At 65.4% G+C, this 15,842-nt stretch carries 13 protein-coding genes and 5 tRNA genes; 10 read left to right on the top strand and 8 right to left on the bottom strand.

Features of this window, described 5'->3' with window-relative positions; all coding sequences use genetic code 11:
* Positions 1-3 precede the first annotated feature (3 nt).
* From ACSX1D_RS13675 to ACSX1D_RS13655, 5 genes are all read right to left on the bottom strand, one after another.
* Positions 4-858, bottom strand: a complete 855-nt coding sequence (locus ACSX1D_RS13675; RefSeq protein ID WP_439859018.1) for a pirin family protein — start codon at positions 856-858, stop codon at positions 4-6.
* A gap of 97 nt (positions 859-955) precedes the next feature.
* Positions 956-1,399: a MerR family transcriptional regulator gene (locus tag ACSX1D_RS13670; RefSeq protein ID WP_439859017.1), complete on the bottom strand. Its 444-nt coding sequence runs from the start codon at positions 1,397-1,399 to the stop codon at positions 956-958.
* A gap of 72 nt (positions 1,400-1,471) precedes the next feature.
* The gene (locus ACSX1D_RS13665) at positions 1,472-2,224 is read right to left on the bottom strand and encodes an MlaA family lipoprotein (RefSeq protein ID WP_439862325.1); all 753 of its coding nucleotides are present in this window, start codon (positions 2,222-2,224) and stop codon (positions 1,472-1,474) included.
* Positions 2,225-2,240: 16 nt separating this feature from the next.
* Complete coding sequence (locus ACSX1D_RS13660; protein ID WP_439859016.1) at positions 2,241-3,539, bottom strand: serine/threonine protein kinase; 1,299 nt, start codon at positions 3,537-3,539, stop codon at positions 2,241-2,243.
* 71 nt (positions 3,540-3,610) lie between these two features.
* Positions 3,611-4,099: a GNAT family N-acetyltransferase gene (locus ACSX1D_RS13655; RefSeq protein ID WP_439859015.1), complete on the bottom strand. Its 489-nt coding sequence runs from the start codon at positions 4,097-4,099 to the stop codon at positions 3,611-3,613.
* 230 nt (positions 4,100-4,329) lie between these two features.
* Here ACSX1D_RS13655 and ACSX1D_RS13650 point away from each other — a divergent pair, with 230 nt between their 5' ends.
* Both ACSX1D_RS13650 and ACSX1D_RS13645 read left to right on the top strand, forming a co-directional pair.
* Positions 4,330-4,653 (top strand): ComEA family DNA-binding protein, encoded by a 324-nt coding sequence (locus ACSX1D_RS13650; protein WP_439859014.1) that lies wholly within the window; start codon positions 4,330-4,332, stop codon positions 4,651-4,653.
* Between the two features lie 511 nt (positions 4,654-5,164).
* Positions 5,165-6,469 (top strand): MFS transporter, encoded by a 1,305-nt coding sequence (locus tag ACSX1D_RS13645; protein WP_439859013.1) that lies wholly within the window; start codon positions 5,165-5,167, stop codon positions 6,467-6,469.
* 355 nt (positions 6,470-6,824) lie between these two features.
* Here the strand turns inward: ACSX1D_RS13645 and ACSX1D_RS13640 are convergent, their stop codons facing one another.
* Positions 6,825-7,934, bottom strand: a complete 1,110-nt coding sequence (locus ACSX1D_RS13640; protein ID WP_439859012.1) for a YeiH family protein — start codon at positions 7,932-7,934, stop codon at positions 6,825-6,827.
* A gap of 103 nt (positions 7,935-8,037) precedes the next feature.
* Here ACSX1D_RS13640 and ACSX1D_RS13635 point away from each other — a divergent pair, with 103 nt between their 5' ends.
* Positions 8,038-8,919, top strand: coding sequence for a LysR family transcriptional regulator (locus ACSX1D_RS13635; protein WP_439859011.1), 882 nt, complete (start codon positions 8,038-8,040; stop codon positions 8,917-8,919).
* A 115-nt stretch (positions 8,920-9,034) separates the two neighbouring features.
* Here ACSX1D_RS13635 and ACSX1D_RS13630 read toward each other — a convergent pair.
* Both ACSX1D_RS13630 and ACSX1D_RS13625 read right to left on the bottom strand, forming a co-directional pair.
* Positions 9,035-9,110: transfer RNA gene (locus ACSX1D_RS13630), tRNA-Asn, on the bottom strand.
* Positions 9,111-9,176: 66 nt separating this feature from the next.
* On the bottom strand, positions 9,177-10,373 hold the full coding sequence (locus ACSX1D_RS13625; RefSeq protein ID WP_439859010.1) for an amino acid aminotransferase: 1,197 nt from the start codon (positions 10,371-10,373) through the stop codon (positions 9,177-9,179).
* A gap of 187 nt (positions 10,374-10,560) precedes the next feature.
* On the opposite strand from ACSX1D_RS13625, the gene uvrB reads away from it, so the two are divergent.
* From uvrB to ACSX1D_RS13590, 7 genes are all read left to right on the top strand, one after another.
* Positions 10,561-12,576: an excinuclease ABC subunit UvrB gene (uvrB, locus tag ACSX1D_RS13620; RefSeq protein ID WP_439859009.1), complete on the top strand. Its 2,016-nt coding sequence runs from the start codon at positions 10,561-10,563 to the stop codon at positions 12,574-12,576.
* A 98-nt stretch (positions 12,577-12,674) separates the two neighbouring features.
* On the top strand, positions 12,675-13,595 hold the full coding sequence (locus ACSX1D_RS13615; protein ID WP_439859008.1) for a LysR family transcriptional regulator: 921 nt from the start codon (positions 12,675-12,677) through the stop codon (positions 13,593-13,595).
* 32 nt (positions 13,596-13,627) lie between these two features.
* Positions 13,628-15,109 (top strand): glutamate--tRNA ligase, encoded by a 1,482-nt coding sequence (gltX, locus tag ACSX1D_RS13610; RefSeq protein WP_439859007.1) that lies wholly within the window; start codon positions 13,628-13,630, stop codon positions 15,107-15,109.
* Positions 15,110-15,256: 147 nt separating this feature from the next.
* Positions 15,257-15,332: transfer RNA gene (locus ACSX1D_RS13605), tRNA-Ala, on the top strand.
* A gap of 62 nt (positions 15,333-15,394) precedes the next feature.
* Positions 15,395-15,470 (top strand) — tRNA-Glu (locus ACSX1D_RS13600).
* A gap of 49 nt (positions 15,471-15,519) precedes the next feature.
* Positions 15,520-15,595, top strand: a tRNA-Ala gene (locus tag ACSX1D_RS13595).
* A gap of 49 nt (positions 15,596-15,644) precedes the next feature.
* A tRNA-Glu gene (locus ACSX1D_RS13590) sits at positions 15,645-15,720 on the top strand.
* Positions 15,721-15,842: the final 122 nt, after the last annotated feature.

Raw genomic sequence — 15,842 nt, 5'->3', positions numbered from 1 at the left:
CGCTCAGGCCAGCACGCCGTCGCGGTAGTCGCGCAGGGCCTGCTCGATCTCCTCCCGGCTGTTCATCACGAAAGGGCCGTACTGCACGATCGGCTCGTTCAGCGGCTTGCCGGCGATCAGCAGCACGCCGGCGCCCTTGTGGCTGGCCAGCGGCAACTCACCCTCGTCGGACAGGCGCACCAGGCGTCCGGCCGCCACCGTCTTGTCCGTGGCCCCCGGCAGTTGCAGTTCGCCTTCGTAGACATAGAGCAGGACGCGGTGGCCGGCGGGCAGGCGCGGGGTCACCTGGCTGCCTGCCGGCAGGCGCAGGTCGAACAGCTGCGGCTCGGTGTGCGGGCGTTTCACGGCGCCGGCCTGCTGCAGCTGACCGTCGTCGAAGTGGCCGGCGATCACCACCGCCTCGACGCCAGCGGCGGTGGTCACGCGCGGCAGCTCCTGGGCTGGAATGTCGCGGTAGCCCGGCGCGCCGAGCTTGTCCTGGCTCGGCAGGTTGAGCCACAGCTGGAAGCCGCGCAGCAGCCCTTGCTCCTGCTCCGGCATCTCGCTGTGGATGATGCCGCGGGCAGCAGTCATCCACTGCACGCCGCCGCTTTCCAGCAGGCCGACATTGCCCAGGTGGTCCTCGTGGCGCATGCGGCCCGCGAGCATGTAGGTGATGGTCTCGAAGCCGCGGTGGGGGTGCGGCGGAAAGCCGGCGATGTAGTCGTCGGGGTTGTCCGAGGCAAACTCGTCGAGCATCAGGAAGGGGTCGAAACGCTCGATTCCCGCCCCGCCTATGATCCGGTTCAGGCGGACCCCGGCGCCGTCCGACGCCGGCTGGCCGGATTGAATGCTAATGACCTTACGCAACTGGCTCATATGGCACCTCCTCAGTTTGGAATGGGCCCATGCTATGCCTGATTATTGAATCAATGGTTGCGATTTTCTCGGGATAAATATCAGTCTATTGGATTGGTCAGTGGGCCGGGCAGGGCGTCGGTGGGCGGCTGTCGAGGGGCGGCTCGAAGTCTTCGATCAGCCGGCAGATGGCCCGGCCGTCGGGCGCGCAATGGGGCTTGTCGGCCCACTCGTCGAGGGCGTTGCGCATCACCAGGGCCAGGCGCTGGCACTCGTCGATGTGCGCCTGCAAGGCCTGCAGGCGCTCGCCGAGCAGGTCGCGTACCTCGCCGCAGTGCTCGCCGCCGTCGTCGGCGCGGGCGAGAATCACCTGGATGTCCTTGAGGCTGAAGCCCAGGCGCCGGGCGCGGGCGATGAAGCGCAGGCGTTGCAGGTCGTCCGCGGAATAGTTCTGGTAACCGTTGTGCGGCTCGCGACTGGGGCGCAGCAGGCCCAGGTCGGTGTAGTGGCGCACGGTTTCCGCGCTGACGGCGGCGGCTTTGGCCAATTGGGCGACGCGCATGGACGGACTCCTGGAAAGACAAGACCGCGCCAGGGTACGACCACGGGGCGGCCCCGCGGTCAAGGCGGTGGGCTATTCGGCGATCTGCAGCTTACGCGCCTCGGTGTAGAAGTAGCGCAGCTTCTCGTACTCGAACGGCGAGTTGAGCTGGCCGTAGCGGAAGTGGGTGGTCGAGCGCTCGTCGGTCACCTTCAGCAGGGTGACTTCCGGGTGGTTGCCGCTGACCGTGGCGACATTCAGCAGGTCGACGCTGCTGTCGATGTTGAAGTCCACCACCAGCCCGCCGGTATCGCGCAGGTTGGAGGGGCCGAGCAGCGGCAGCATCAGGTAGGGGCCGGCCGGCAGGCCGTAGAAACCCAGGGTCTGGCCGAAGTCTTCGGACTGCTTGGGCAGGCCCATGCGGCTGGCCGGGTCCCAGAGTCCGGCCACGCCCAGGGTGGTGTTGAACAGCAGGCGGGCGGTGGTGCGCATGGCTCGTTGGCCCTTGAGCTGCAGCAGGCTGTTGGCCAGGGCGGGCACCTCGCCCAGGTTGCTGAAGAAGTTGCTGATGCCGGTTTCCACCAGGTCCGGGGTGACGTAGCGGTAGCCATTGACCAGCGGCAGGAACAGCCATTCGTCGAAGCGGTAGTTGAAGTGGTAGACCCGGCGGTTCCACGACTCCAGCGGGTCGTAGACATTCAGGGCATTGAGGGTCGAGCGTTCGAACTCGCGCTGATCCAGGTTGGGGTTGAATTCCAGGTGCTGCAGCGGTTGCTTAAAGCCATCGTCCAGGGGGTCGTGTTGCGCCTGGGCCAGTGCGGCGGTCAGCAGCAGAGCGGGCAGCAGGGCGAGGGAGCGAGACTTAGCCACGGAAGAACTCCAGCATGGCGTCGCTGTTGACGCGGTAGTTGAGGTTGCCGCAGTGCCCGCCCAGCGGATAGAGGGTCAGCCGCTCGCCGAAGGTGCGGCGCAGGAAGCCCAGGTCGCCACGGCCGAGGATCAGGTCGTCGGCGTTGTGCATCACGGCGATCTTGTCGCTGCCTTTCAGGTATTGCTCCAGGGCGTAGAGGCTGACCTGGTCGATCAGCTGGGTCAGGCTGCCGCCGTCATGCCGCGCCCGCCACATGGGAATCAGCTGTTCGCGGATGTAGCAGTCGAAGTCGCACTGCAGGGCGCGCTTGAAGAAGGGTGTGAGGCTGGTGCCTTCCGCGATGGGCTGGCCGACCGGGGTGATCAGGCCGCGGCGGTTGATCAGGTCCGAGGTGAAGCTGATGTCGGCGGCGGCGAAGCGGAACACCGCGCCGATCAGCATGGCCATCTGCTCGTCGGATAGCTGCTCGGCGGAGTGCTGGAAGTCGTAGAGCAGCGCATCGTTGAGGTCGACGTAGCCCTTGGCCTGGAAGTAGCGGGTCAACTTGCCCAGCACCAGCTCGTAGAAGGTGGTGGTGCTGTCGATGCCCTCGACCCGGGTCTGTACCAGGCGATCGAGGTTGCGGATCGAGGTGTAGAGGTTGACCGGCGGATTGAGCAGCAGCACGCGACGGAAGTTGAAACTGCGCCGGGTCTCGTCGAGGTGGCTGACGAAGGCCGCCTGCAGGGCCCCCAGGCTATAGCCGGTGAGGTGGTACTCGCTGATCGCCAGGCGGGGATGCTGGGCGCGCACGGCCTGCATCACCCGGTACAGGTCGTCGGCGTCCTCGCTGGTGATGCCCGGGGTGGCGAAGCGCGAGGCGGCGGTCATGAAGTCGTAGCTGGCCGGCGACGACAGTTGCACCACGTGATAGCCCGCGCCGTAGAACAGCTTCTTCAGGTATTCCGTGGTGCCGCTGGCGTAGTGGGCGCCGGTGCCGGCGATGATGAAGATCAACGGTGCCTCGCCGGGCTGCTGGGCCAGGCGATAGCGCAGCCTGGTCACCGACCAGAAATTCTCCGGCACCTCGAACTGCCGCTCGGGACGCAGCCGGACCTGATAGTCGGCCTGGTCGATGTCGCTGTCGGCGGGCAGCGCCGGCCGCAGTGGCGGCGGGGTGGTGGCGATGGTCGCCTCGAACGGATTGTGCAGCGGGTAGCCGTAGCTACGCGCGTCGATGTCGGCGGCGCAGAGGGGGGTGACGAGGGCAAGGCCGCCGAGCAGGGCAGCGAGGCGATGGAAAAGCGACATGGTGAGGTCCCGGTGAGCGCGAGCTGAGTGAAGACGCGCCTTATGACAGCGATAAAGGCTTCGAGTGCCGTTCAGCTCGTCTGTTGCGCCAGTTCCCGCAGCGCCGCACCGGTCAGCCGATAGGGCGTCCACTCATCCAGCGGTTTGGCGCCGAGGCGCTGATAGAAGCCGATCGCCGGTTCGTTCCAGTCCAGCACCCCCCACTCCAGGCGGCCGCAGCCGCGCTCGACCGCCAGGCTCGCCAGGCGCGAGAGCAGGGCCTTGCCCAGGCCGGCGCCGCGTGCCGCGGGACGCACGTAGAGGTCCTCGAGGTAGAGGCCGGGCTTGCCGAGGAAGGTCGAGAAATTGTGGAAGAACAGCGCAAAGCCGGCGGCCACGCCGTCTACCTCGCCGATCAGCACTTCGGCATAGGGCCGTGGGCCGAACAGGTGCTCGGTCAGTTGCGCCGGGGTGGCGACCGCCTGGTCGCCGAGCTTCTCGTAGTCGGCCAGTTCGCCGATCAGCGCCAGGATCAGCGCCACATCGCCGGGCTCGGCACTGCGGATTTGCAGGCGGGACATTGTCATTTCCTTGTGGCGGGGGGGAAGGCCATGAGCATGCCGGGCGCGCAGGGCCAAGGCAACCACCGCGAGCCTTCGGCGGGTGAGTGCAGCTGTCCTGGTGCAGCCTGTGTCGAAGACGTATCGCTGAATTTGACAAGGCGTTGGCGGCATCTACTGTGAGTTTCGCGGGGCAAGGATGTACCGCGCTGGTCAATTGATGACTTGGATTTACTAAAAGGAACTTAGCCATGCACAAACGTTATTTTTCGTCCCTGCTGGTCGCCGTCCTGGCCACCGCTGCGTTGTCCGCCTCCGCCGCCGAACCCGTGAAAACGCCACCGGCCACGCCCGAAGCGGTTCAGGTGGAGGTGGTCGGCAAGATCAACCTGAACGCCGCCGATGTCGCCACGCTCAAGCGCGAGCTCAACGGCATCGGCGAGGTGAAGGCCAAGGCGATCGTCGAATACCGCGAGGCCAATGGCCCGTTCGCTTCGGTCGAAGAACTGCTGGAGGTCAAGGGTATCGGTCAGGCGACCCTGGAGAAGAATCGCGACAAGCTCAGCGTCAACTGATCTGCGACCACCAAGACGGAGGCCGGTCCATGACCGGCCTCTTGCATTTTGGGGCAGCCGTTTCCAGGTAATGGCTACCCGCTTAGCCCCTCATGGTGTGCCGTCTTGGTGAATCCCAGGTCGCTCTGCTCGAGACCACCGGGGTGATTAGCCGGAGCCTGTCGAGGCTTCAGTCGAGGCAGTCTGCGGCGCTGCCGCCCTGTCTGCAGCGCTCCGGATCGCCTGCGGCGACGCCGTGTTTGCTCGGGCCTTGGGCGGGATTGGCCAGCCGCAGTCGTTATTGGGCAGATGCCGGTTCGGCGCTATCCCTAATATCCGATCGTGCGCACTACCGTCATTGCCGGGTTCCAGAATGGCGATGGCTTTTCATCCGGCCGCATTCGGCACCATACAAACCATGGCGATGCCGCCAATGCTCGCGCTTCTCCCGGTAGTGCTGCCTCGGCCGAGGATAGTCCGGGGCGTGAGCTTCACAGTGTTCCGGGCAAACCTTATGGGGGCTGGTTCAGGTATGTATACGGCAGTCAAAGCCTCCTGGGCGCTGTTGCTGAGTATGGCGCTGCTGATGCTGGGCAACGGCCTGCAGGGCTCGTTGATCGGCTTGCGTGCGACCCTCGAGGGGTTTTCCACCCAGTGGGCCGGTTTTCTGATGTCGGGTTATTTCGTCGGCTTCCTGCTGGGTTCGACCCTGACGCCGAAGATCGTTTCCCAGGTCGGCCATATCCGGGTATTCGCGGCGCTGGCCTCGTTGGCTTCGACCCTGGCCCTGATCCATTCGGTGTTCATCGACCCGACGCTGTGGTTCGCCATGCGTGTGGTCACTGGCTTCTGCATGGCCGGGATCTATATCGTGGCCGAGAGCTGGCTGAACGATCTGGCCACCAACCAGACGCGCGGCCAGCTGCTGTCCGTGTACATGGTCATCATGATCGGCGGCATGGCGGCTGGTCAGCTGTTGCTCAACCTGGCCGATCCCGGCGGCTTCCAGCTGTTCATCCTGATCTCGGTGCTGCTGTCTCTGGCGCTGCTGCCGGTGCTGCTCAGCGTGGCCCCGGCGCCGAGCTTCGCCGCGTCCGACGCCATGGGCCTGCGCCAATTGTATCGCAGCTCCCCGCTGGGGGTGAGCGGCTGCATGGTGGTTGGCCTGTCGAATGGCGCGGTGGTCGGCATGGGAGTGATCTATGCGGAGCTGATCGGCTTTCCCCTTGCCGACATCTCCCTGTTCATGGGCCTGGTCCTGCTGGGCAGCGTGGTGTTGCAGTGGCCCATCGGCCAGCTATCCGACCGACTGGACCGGCGCTGGGTGATCCTGGTGGTCACGGCCTTGGCGGCGCTCATGGCGCTGCTCGCCATTCCCGCTTCGCACCTGTCGACCAGCAGCCTGTTGGTCGTGGCGTTCCTCTTCGGCGGCTTGTCATTTCCCATGTATTCGCTGTGCGTGGCGCACACCAATGACAACCTGGAACCCAGGCAGATGGTGGCGGCCAGCAGCAGCCTTGTGCTGGCCGTAGGGATAGGCGCGGCGCTGGGACCGGCTGTCGCCGCAGCGGTCATGGAGTTGCAGGGGCCCAACGGTCTTTTCGCCTTTCTCGCCCTGGTGCACGGCGTGCTCGGTGTCTTCGCCCTCTACCGCATGACGCGCCGCCGTGCCGTGCCACTGGCGGATCAGGGCCTGTGCGTGGCCATTCCGCCGGCGGCCTCTCCGGTCGCCATGGCCATGGTCCAGGAGGCCTCGGGTGGACATGTCGATGCTCTGGGTGAGCGGCCAGACGAGCCAATATCGGCGGTTGCCGGGGCGGAAGACGGCCAGGGCTAGGTAGAAAATCGCTGAAGTCGGTAACTCCTGTCCGCGCAGCCGGCTGACTCGATCGGCGGATGGCACCGAGCGGGGGCAGGCGTGCAATCGATCGGTTCCGGGTGGGTGATCGGCATCAGCCCTCGCCCGTACGCGCGTGGCAATGCCGGGTGCGGGCCAGTCCGATCAGTATTTCTCGATCAATGACGGCTGGGGATTCGGTTTCTTTTCGCGCTTGCCGGCCCCTTGGCGCAAGGGCGACGCATGATGGCGAAGGCGGTCCGCCTCAGCTCGTGGGGCGGCAGCAGCTGTGGCGGGTTCCCGGGGCGCTAGTCGTCGGCTGTGGAGGAGCGCCGACGCTTCCGGCCGCTGTGCGTCAGGCGCCGATTACCAGTCGGGTGATGCCCGCGCCGCCGGCGAGCAGCCAGGCGAACAAGATTCCCGCCAGAAGCAAGGGCTTCATCCCGGCACGACGAATCGCCGACACATGGGTGGTCAGGCCGAGCGCGGCCATGGCCATGGCCAGCAGGAACAGGTCGAGCTGGGCGATGGCGGCTACCGTCGCCTCCGGCAGCAGCGCCAGGGAGTTCAACCCGGCCACCAGGATGAAGCCGTAGGCGAACCAGGGGGTGGCGATCTTCGTCTTGCCGTTGTCGGCTGAACCGTCGGGCGTCTCGGAGGGCGCCTCCTGGCGGCTCAGGTAGGCGGAGAGAATCAGCAGGAAGGGCGCCAGGAGCATCACCCGCACCATCTTGGCGATGACCGCGGTGTCTGCCGCTTCCGGGCCTATGGCGCGCCCTGCGGCTACGACCTGCGCCACCTCGTGAATGGTGGCGCCGGTGTAGATGCCGAATTCGGCGGCGCCGCCGGGGATCAACTGCCAGCTCTGATTGAGCTGATACAGCGCCGGGTAGAGGAACATGGCCAGGGTGCCGAATACCACGACCGTGGAGACCGCCACGGCGATCTGCTCGGCGCGGGCTCGTACCACCGGTTCGGTCGCCATGACCGCCGCGGCGCCGCAGATCGAGCTGCCCGCACCGATCAGGATGGTGGTGGTACGGTCTAGCTTGAGCAGGCGGGTGCCGACGAACCAGGCAAGGACGAAGGTCGAGCCGAGGATGACGGCGTCGATGAGCACGCCGGCGACGCCGACGTGAGCGATGTCCTGAAAGGTCAGCTGGAAGCCGTAGAGGATGATGCCGAGGCGCAACAGCTTCTGCTTGGCGAATGTCACCCCGGCGGCGCTGTGCTTTTCCGTGCGCGAGTAGAGGGTGTTGCCGATCAGCATGCCCAGCACGATGGCCAGGGTCAGTGCACTCAGGCCGTTGTGGCGAAACCAGTCGGTGTTGCTCAGGGTCACCGCCAGCGTGGCGATGGCGCCGCTGAACAGCAGGCCCGGAAGCAAGGCCTCCAGGCGTCGAGCGACGCTCTGCAGGGGAGCGGCATAGGGGGAGGGCAGGCGTCTGGTTTTCAAGAAAGACATGGCATCGGGTTCCTCGCACGGTCCCGAGCCAAACTAAGCGTGTTGTGCCTAACCTAAAAACGGATTATATGCATATAACCTACCTGTCTAAGAGGTTAACGGCGTGCGGATAAGCCTTCGACAATTGCAGATCTTCTGTGCTGTCGCGCAGACGGGCAGCACCTCGGCGGCGGCCGATGCGATCGCGCTGTCGCAATCGGCCACCAGTGCGGCGTTGAATGAGCTGGAAGTGGCGCTGGCGACCAAGCTCTTCGATCGCGTCGGCCGCCGCCTGCTGCTGAACGACAGTGGCAAGCTGCTGCTGCCGAAGGCGCGGCAGGTGCTCGATGGCGTCGATCAGATCGAGCAGCATTTCCGCGGCGAGGCCGGGGGATTCAAGAGCACCCTGACCGTCGGCGCCAGCAGCACCATCGGCAACTATGTGCTGCCGCACTACCTCGCGGAATTTCGCCGTAAGAGCCCGGAAACCCGGGTAAACGTGGCCATCTCGAACAGCGCCGCGGTTGCCGCCATGGTGACCAACTTCGAAGTGGATATCGGCCTGATCGAGGGGCCATGCCATCAGTCCGACCTGGCCGTAGTCCCCTGGTTGAGCGATGAGCTGGTGCTCTTCTGCTCGTCCGAGCACCCGCTGGCCAAGCGCCAGAATGTCTCCGTCGCCGAGTTGCAGCAGGCCGAATGGCTGCTGCGCGAACAGGGCTCCGGGACGCGCGAGGAGGTCGAGCATGCCTTGCTGCCGCACCTGCACGCCCTGAATGCCAGGATGGAGCTGGGCAGCTCCGAAGCCATCAAACGCTCGGTGGCCGAAGGCCTGGGCATCAGCTGCCTGTCCCGCTGGGTGCTGGCCGACCTGCTCGAGTGTGGGCAGTTGCATGAGCTGGACAGCGTGCTGCCGCCTCTCTCGCGCCGCTTCTACATGCTGCGCCACCGCGACAAGTTCGTGTCTTCCAGTCTCGAGCGCTTCTGCCAGCACTGCGCGGCTTGAGCCGCCGCCGCAGCCCGCAACGGATCGGTGCCCGTGGGCGAACCTGGGCGCAGTCCCCGATGTGAGAGTCCGGCAGAAACGAAAAAGCCCCGGTATTAACCGAGGCTTTTGAATTTGGCTCCGCGACCTGGACTCGAACCAGGGACCCAATGATTAACAGTCATTTGCTCTACCGACTGAGCTATCGCGGAACAACGGTGCGTATCCTACTGATTAAAAAGGGGAAGTCAAGCCTCTGCCGACCTCCCCCTGGGTGATCAAAGGACCTGGGCGATGGACTGGGTGACGAACGGCAGGTTGCGCTGGTTCAGGGCCGCGACGCAGATGCGCCCGGTGCCGACCGCGTAGATGCCGAACTCGCTCTTCAGGCGCTCGACCTGCTCGGTGGTCAGTCCCGAATAGGAGAACATGCCGCGCTGTTGGGCGACGAAGCCGAAGTCACGCTTGGCTTCCAGGGCGGCCAGCTGCTCGACCATGGCCAGGCGCATGCCACGGATACGCTCGCGCATCTCGCCCAGTTCGGCTTCCCACATGGCGCGCAGTTCCGGGCTGTTGAGCACGGCGGCGACCACGCTGGCGCCGTGGGTCGGCGGGTTGGAGTAGTTGGTGCGAATCACCCGCTTGAGCTGCGAGAGCACGCGACCGGTCTCGTCCTTCGAGCCGGTGACAATGGACAGCGCGCCGACCCGCTCGCCGTACAGCGAGAAGGACTTGGAGAAGGAGCTGGAGACGAAGAAGGTCAGGTCCGACTGGGCGAACAGGCGCACCGCGGCGGCGTCTTCTTCGATGCCGTCGCCGAAGCCCTGGTAGGCGATGTCGAGGAAGGGCACGTGCTCGCGCTCGCGCAGCACCTCGAGGATGGCCTGCCAGTCTTCCATGGTCAGGTCGACACCGGTCGGGTTGTGGCAGCAGGCGTGCAGCACGACGATGGAGCGGGCCGGCAGGTTCTTCAGATCTTCCAGCAGGCCGCCACGGTTGACGCCGTTGCTGAAGGCATCGTAGTAGCGGTAGTTGCGCACCGGGAAACCGGCGGATTCGAACAGCGCACGGTGGTTCTCCCAGCTCGGGTCGCTGATGGCGACTTCGGCATCGGGCAGCAGGCGCTTGAGGAAGTCCGCGCCGACTTTCAGCGCGCCGGTGCCGCCGAGGGCCTGGGCGGTGATTACCCGGCCTTCGCTGATCAGCTGGGAATCGGCGCCGAACAGCAGGGTCTGCACGGCCTGGTCGTAGGCGGCGATGCCTTCGATCGGCAGGTAGCCGCGCGGCGCGTGCTTGGCGGTCAGTGCATTCTCGGCCTCGGCGACTGCGCGCAGCAGCGGAATGCGCCCCTCTTCATTGGTGTACACGCCAACCCCGAGGTTGACCTTGGTCGGACGGGGGTCGGCGTTGAATGCTTCGTTGAGGCCCAGGATCGGGTCGCGCGGCGCCATTTCGACGGCAGAGAACAGACTCATGGATGCGGCAGCTCGGAGGAAGAGAGGTAGGTGTCTGCAACACCCGGCTACGACTGGAGCTGGGGGTTGCGCGAATGGGCCGTTAGTATAACGACCCCCAGCCCGTGCGGCGACAGCCTGCACACGCTTTTCACCGGGTTTGACGTACCCTTGACCGATGCGTCACAACCGTTTGTCGAGGTCCTACATGTCCGAGTTCCAACTGGTCACCCGTTTTCAGCCGGCCGGCGATCAACCGGAAGCCATCCGGCAGATGGTCGAGGGCCTGGAAGCCGGCCTGTCGCACCAGACCCTGCTCGGGGTGACCGGATCGGGCAAGACCTTCAGCATCGCCAACGTGATCGCCCAGGTGCAGCGCCCGACGCTGGTGCTGGCGCCGAACAAGACCCTGGCGGCGCAGCTGTACGGCGAGTTCAAGAGCTTCTTCCCGAACAATGCGGTGGAGTATTTCGTTTCCTACTACGACTACTACCAGCCCGAGGCCTATGTGCCGTCCTCGGACACCTTCATCGAGAAGGACGCCTCGATCAACGACCACATCGAGCAGATGCGCCTGTCGGCGACCAAGGCGCTGCTGGAGCGCCCGGACGCCATCATCGTCACCACGGTGTCGTGCATCTACGGCCTGGGCAGTCCCGAGTCCTACCTGAAGATGGTGTTGCACGTCGATCGCGGCGACAAGCTGGACCAGCGCGCCCTGCTGCGGCGCCTGGCGGACCTGCAGTACACGCGCAACGACATGGACTTCGCCCGTGCCACGTTCCGCGTGCGTGGCGATGTAATCGACATCTTCCCGGCCGAATCCGACCTGGAGGCCATCCGCATCGAGCTGTTCGACGACGAGGTGGAGAGCATCGCCGCCTTCGATCCGCTGACCGGCGAGGTGATCCGCAGGCTGCCGCGCTTCACCTTCTACCCCAAGAGCCACTACGTCACCCCGCGCGAGACCCTGCTGCAGGCGGTCGATGCGATCAAGGTCGAGCTGGCCGAGCGCCTGGAGTACCTGCGCGGCGCGGGCAAGCTGGTGGAAGCGCAGCGCCTGGAACAGCGCACCCGCTTCGACCTGGAGATGATCCTCGAGCTGGGCTACTGCAACGGCATCGAGAACTACTCGCGCTACCTGTCCGGTCGCGGTCCTGGCGAGGCGCCGCCGACCCTCTACGACTACCTGCCGGACCAGGCCCTGCTGGTGATCGACGAGTCCCATGTGTCGGTGCCCCAGGTCGGCGCCATGTACAAGGGCGACCGCTCGCGCAAGGAAACCCTGGTCGAATACGGCTTCCGCCTGCCCTCGGCGCTGGACAACCGGCCGATGCGCTTCGAGGAGTGGGAGGCGGCCAGCCCGCAGACCATCTTCGTCTCGGCCACGCCAGGCCCCTACGAGGCGGACCATGCCGGGCGGGTGATCGAGCAGGTGGTACGCCCCACCGGCCTGGTCGATCCGCAGATCGAGGTGCGCCCGGCCCTGACCCAGGTCGACGACCTGCTGTCGGAAATCCACAAGCGGGTGGCCATCGAAGAGCGGGTGCTGGTCACCACCCTGACCAAACGCATGGCCGAGGACCTCACCGATTACCTGGCCGACCACGGCGTCAAGGTGCGCTACCTGCACTCGGATATCGACACGGTGGAACGGGTCGAGATCATCCGCGACCTGCGCATCGGGGCCTTCGACGTGCTGGTCGGCATCAACCTGCTGCGCGAAGGCCTGGACATGCCCGAGGTGTCGCTGGTGGCGATCCTCGATGCCGACAAGGAAGGCTTCCTGCGCAGCGAGCGCTCGCTGATCCAGACCATCGGCCGTGCCGCGCGCAACCTCAACGGCAAGGCGATCCTCTATGCCGACCGCATGACCGGTTCTATGGAGCGCGCCATCGGCGAGACCGAGCGCCGGCGCAACAAGCAGATCGCCTTCAACGAGGCCAATGGCATCGTGCCCAAGGGGGTCAAGAAGGACGTCCAGGACATCCTCGAGGGCGCCACCGTGCCGGGCTCGCGCAGCAAGAAGCGCAAGGGCATGGCCCAGGCTGCCGAGGAGAGCGCGCGCTACGAGAGCGAGCTGCGCTCGCCCAGCGAGATCGCCAAGCGCATCCGCCAGCTGGAGGAGAAGATGTACGCGCTTGCCCGCGACCTGGAGTTCGAGGCGGCGGCGCAACTGCGCGACGAGATCCAGAAACTGCGCGAGCGCCTGCTGCAGGTCTGAAGGGGTGCTGCCGCTGCCGTTCGACGAGATTGCCGCGAAGCTGCTTTTCGCCCTGGGTGCCTGGATTTCCTATGTTTTGCTGCCGGTGAGAATCAACAATGGGGCTGGATGACGCGCTGATCTTCACCCGGGTGGTCGAGTGCCACAGCTTTACCCTGGCGGCCCAGGGACTGGGCATGCAGAAGTCGACGGTCAGCCGGCGCATTGCCCTGCTGGAGGATCGCCTCGGTGTGTGCCTGCTCAATCGCACCACCCGCAAGCTGCGCCTGACCGAGGTGGGCCAGGCCTATTACGAGCGCTGCCGGCAGATCATGCTGGACTTCGCCGATGCCGAGCAGGCGGTCATGCAGCTGCAGCAGGAGCCGTCCGGGCTGCTGCGCATCACCGCGCCGATCGAGTTCGGTCAGCTGCTGCTGGGGCGGGTGCTCGGCGACTTCATGCGCCAGTACCCGCAGATCAGCGCGGACGTGGAGCTGACCTCGCGGCCTGTCGACCCGGTGGAGGAGGGCGTGGATATCGCCATCCTGGTTGGCCAGCCGCAGGACTCCACGCTGATCGCGCGCAAGCTGTTCGAGACCGGGCGGCGCCTGTGCGCCAGCCCTGCCTACCTGGCGGCCCATGGCACGCCGCGAACGGTGGCCGAGCTGGCCGGGCATAGGGCGATCCTGCTGCCCCACGACTCGTCGCGCCACTGGCCGCTGCTCGGCGAGAGCATTCCCTGCCAGCGGGTCATGGCGTGCAACAACATCACCTTCGCCCGCGAGGCCGCCCTGGCCGGCGCCGGTATCGCCGCTCTGCCGAACATGATCTGCGAGGAGGCGCTGCGCGACGGTCGGCTGGTGCAATTGCTGGCCGAGGCCCGCCTGCCGGTTGGCGAGCTCTATGCGGTCTACCCGTCGCGGCGCTTCCAGGCGATGAAGGTCAAGACCTTCCTCGATTTCCTCATGGGCAACCTGCCGGTCGACGAGGGGCGGCTGCTGGAGCCGGCGGCGCCGGGGCTGGTAACATCGCCGCCTTAACCGGCTTTCGCTTCACTTCTTCGAGAATCGCCATGACCACCGTCCGTACCCGTATCGCGCCGTCGCCCACCGGCGATCCCCACGTAGGCACCGCCTATATCGCCCTGTTCAACCTGTGCTTCGCCCGCCAGCACGGTGGTGAGTTCATCCTGCGCATCGAAGACACCGACCAGCTGCGTTCGACCCGCGAGTCGGAGCAGCAGATCTATGACGCCCTGCGCTGGCTCGGCATCGAGTGGAGCGAGGGGCCCGACGTGGGCGGCCCGCACGGCCCGTACCGGCAGAGCGAGCGCGGCCACATCTACGAGCAGTACACCGCCGAACTGGTGGAGAAGGGCCATGCCTTCCACTGCTTCTGCAGCGCCGAGCGCCTGGACAAGCTGCGCGCCGAACAGACCGAGGCCAAGCAGACCCCGCGCTACGACGGCCACTGCATGCACCTGGGCGAGGACGAGGTGCGGCGCCGCCTGGCCGCCGGCGAGCCCAACGTGGTGCGCATGAAGGTGCCGACCGAGGGCGTCTGCGTGGTCCCGGACATGCTCCGCGGCGAGGTGGAGATTCCCTGGGATCGCATGGACATGCAGGTGCTGATGAAGACCGATGGCCTGCCGACCTACTTCCTGGCCAACGTGGTCGACGACCACCTGATGGGCATCACCCATGTGCTGCGCGGTGAGGAGTGGTTGCCCTCGGCACCCAAGCTGATCCTGCTGTACGAGTACTTCGGCTGGGACAAGCCGCAGCTGTGCTACATGCCGCTGCTGCGCAATCCGGACAAGAGCAAGCTGTCCAAGCGCAAGAACCCGACCTCGATCACCTTCTACGAGCGCATGGGGTTCCTGCCCCAGGCCATGCTCAACTACCTCGGGCGCATGGGCTGGTCGATGCCCGACGAGCGCGAGAAGTTCACCCTGGACGAGATGATCGAGCACTTCGACATCCAGCGCGTATCGCTCGGTGGGCCGATCTTCGATCTGGAGAAGCTGTCCTGGCTCAACGGCCAATGGATGCGCGAACTGAGCGTCGAGGAATTCGCCGCCGGCGCGCAGAAGTGGGCGTTCAACTCCGATTACCTGATGAAGATCGCCCCCCACGTGCAGGGGAGGGTGGAGACCTTCAGCCAGATCGCCCCGCTGGCGAGCTTCTTCTTCGCCGGCGGCCTGAATCTGGACGCCAAGCTGTTCGAGCACAAGAAGCTGTCGCCCGACCAGGTGCGCCAGGTCATGCAGCTGATCCTGTGGAAGCTCGAGGCCCTGCGCCAGTGGGAGAAGGACAGGATCACCGGCTGCATCCAGGCGGTGGTCGAACACCTGGAGCTGAAGCTGCGCGATGCCATGCCGCTGATGTTCGCCGCCATCACCGGCCAGGCCAGTTCGGTGTCGGTGCTCGACGCCATGGAAATCCTCGGCCCGGATTTGACCCGCTTCCGCCTGCGCCAGGCCATCGAGCTGCTCGGTGGCGTGTCGAAGAAGGAAAACAAGGAGTGGGAAAAACTGCTGGCGGCCATCGCCTGATAGCCCGCGAGCCGTGGGCGGGTTTGCTCCCGTCTTTGGCCCTGGAGGGTAAGTGTTTGTTATGTCAGCAGAAAAAAACAGGGAAGTGATGAAAATGTTGTTGACAGTACCCAGGGGCGCCCTTAACATGCGCCCCGTCCTCGAGATGGGGCTATAGCTCAGCTGGGAGAGCGCTTGCATGGCATGCAAGAGGTCGACGGTTCGATCCCGTCTAGCTCCACCAATCTCGAAGCCGAAAGGCTTGCCACAGTCGGTCGAGTGACTGACTGAGTTTTAGGGGTTTGCGTCCCCTTCGTCTAGTGGCCTAGGACACCGCCCTTTCACGGCGGTAACAGGGGTTCGAGTCCCCTAGGGGACGCCATTATTTCCAGCCGCAGCGCTCAGGCGCTGCAGCCAGACCGCAAGGTTTAGGGGCTATAGCTCAGCTGGGAGAGCGCTTGCATGGCATGCAAGAGGTCGACGGTTCGATCCCGTCTAGCTCCACCAATCACTAACAAAGCCAGCTAATCAGCTGGCTTTGTCTTTCGAAGGTTTCGTCCCCTTCGTCTAGTGGCCTAGGACACCGCCCTTTCACGGCGGTAACAGGGGTTCGAGTCCCCTAGGGGACGCCATTTTTGCCCGCTCTGCGGGACTTTTAAGGGTCATTCTTCCGGGAGTGGCCCTTTTGTTTTTCCGGCCCATCACTTTCCCTTCTGACTCACTCAGCCGACCGGCGGCAGGTGTTGGCGCTTGT

Source organism: Pseudomonas sp. MBLB4136 (genome assembly GCF_051904765.1).
In the GTDB taxonomy this organism is placed as follows: Bacteria; Pseudomonadota; Gammaproteobacteria; order Pseudomonadales; family Pseudomonadaceae; genus Aquipseudomonas.
The sequence above is the reverse complement of the archived record's forward strand: the minus strand, read 5'-3'. Positions and strand labels throughout refer to the sequence as shown.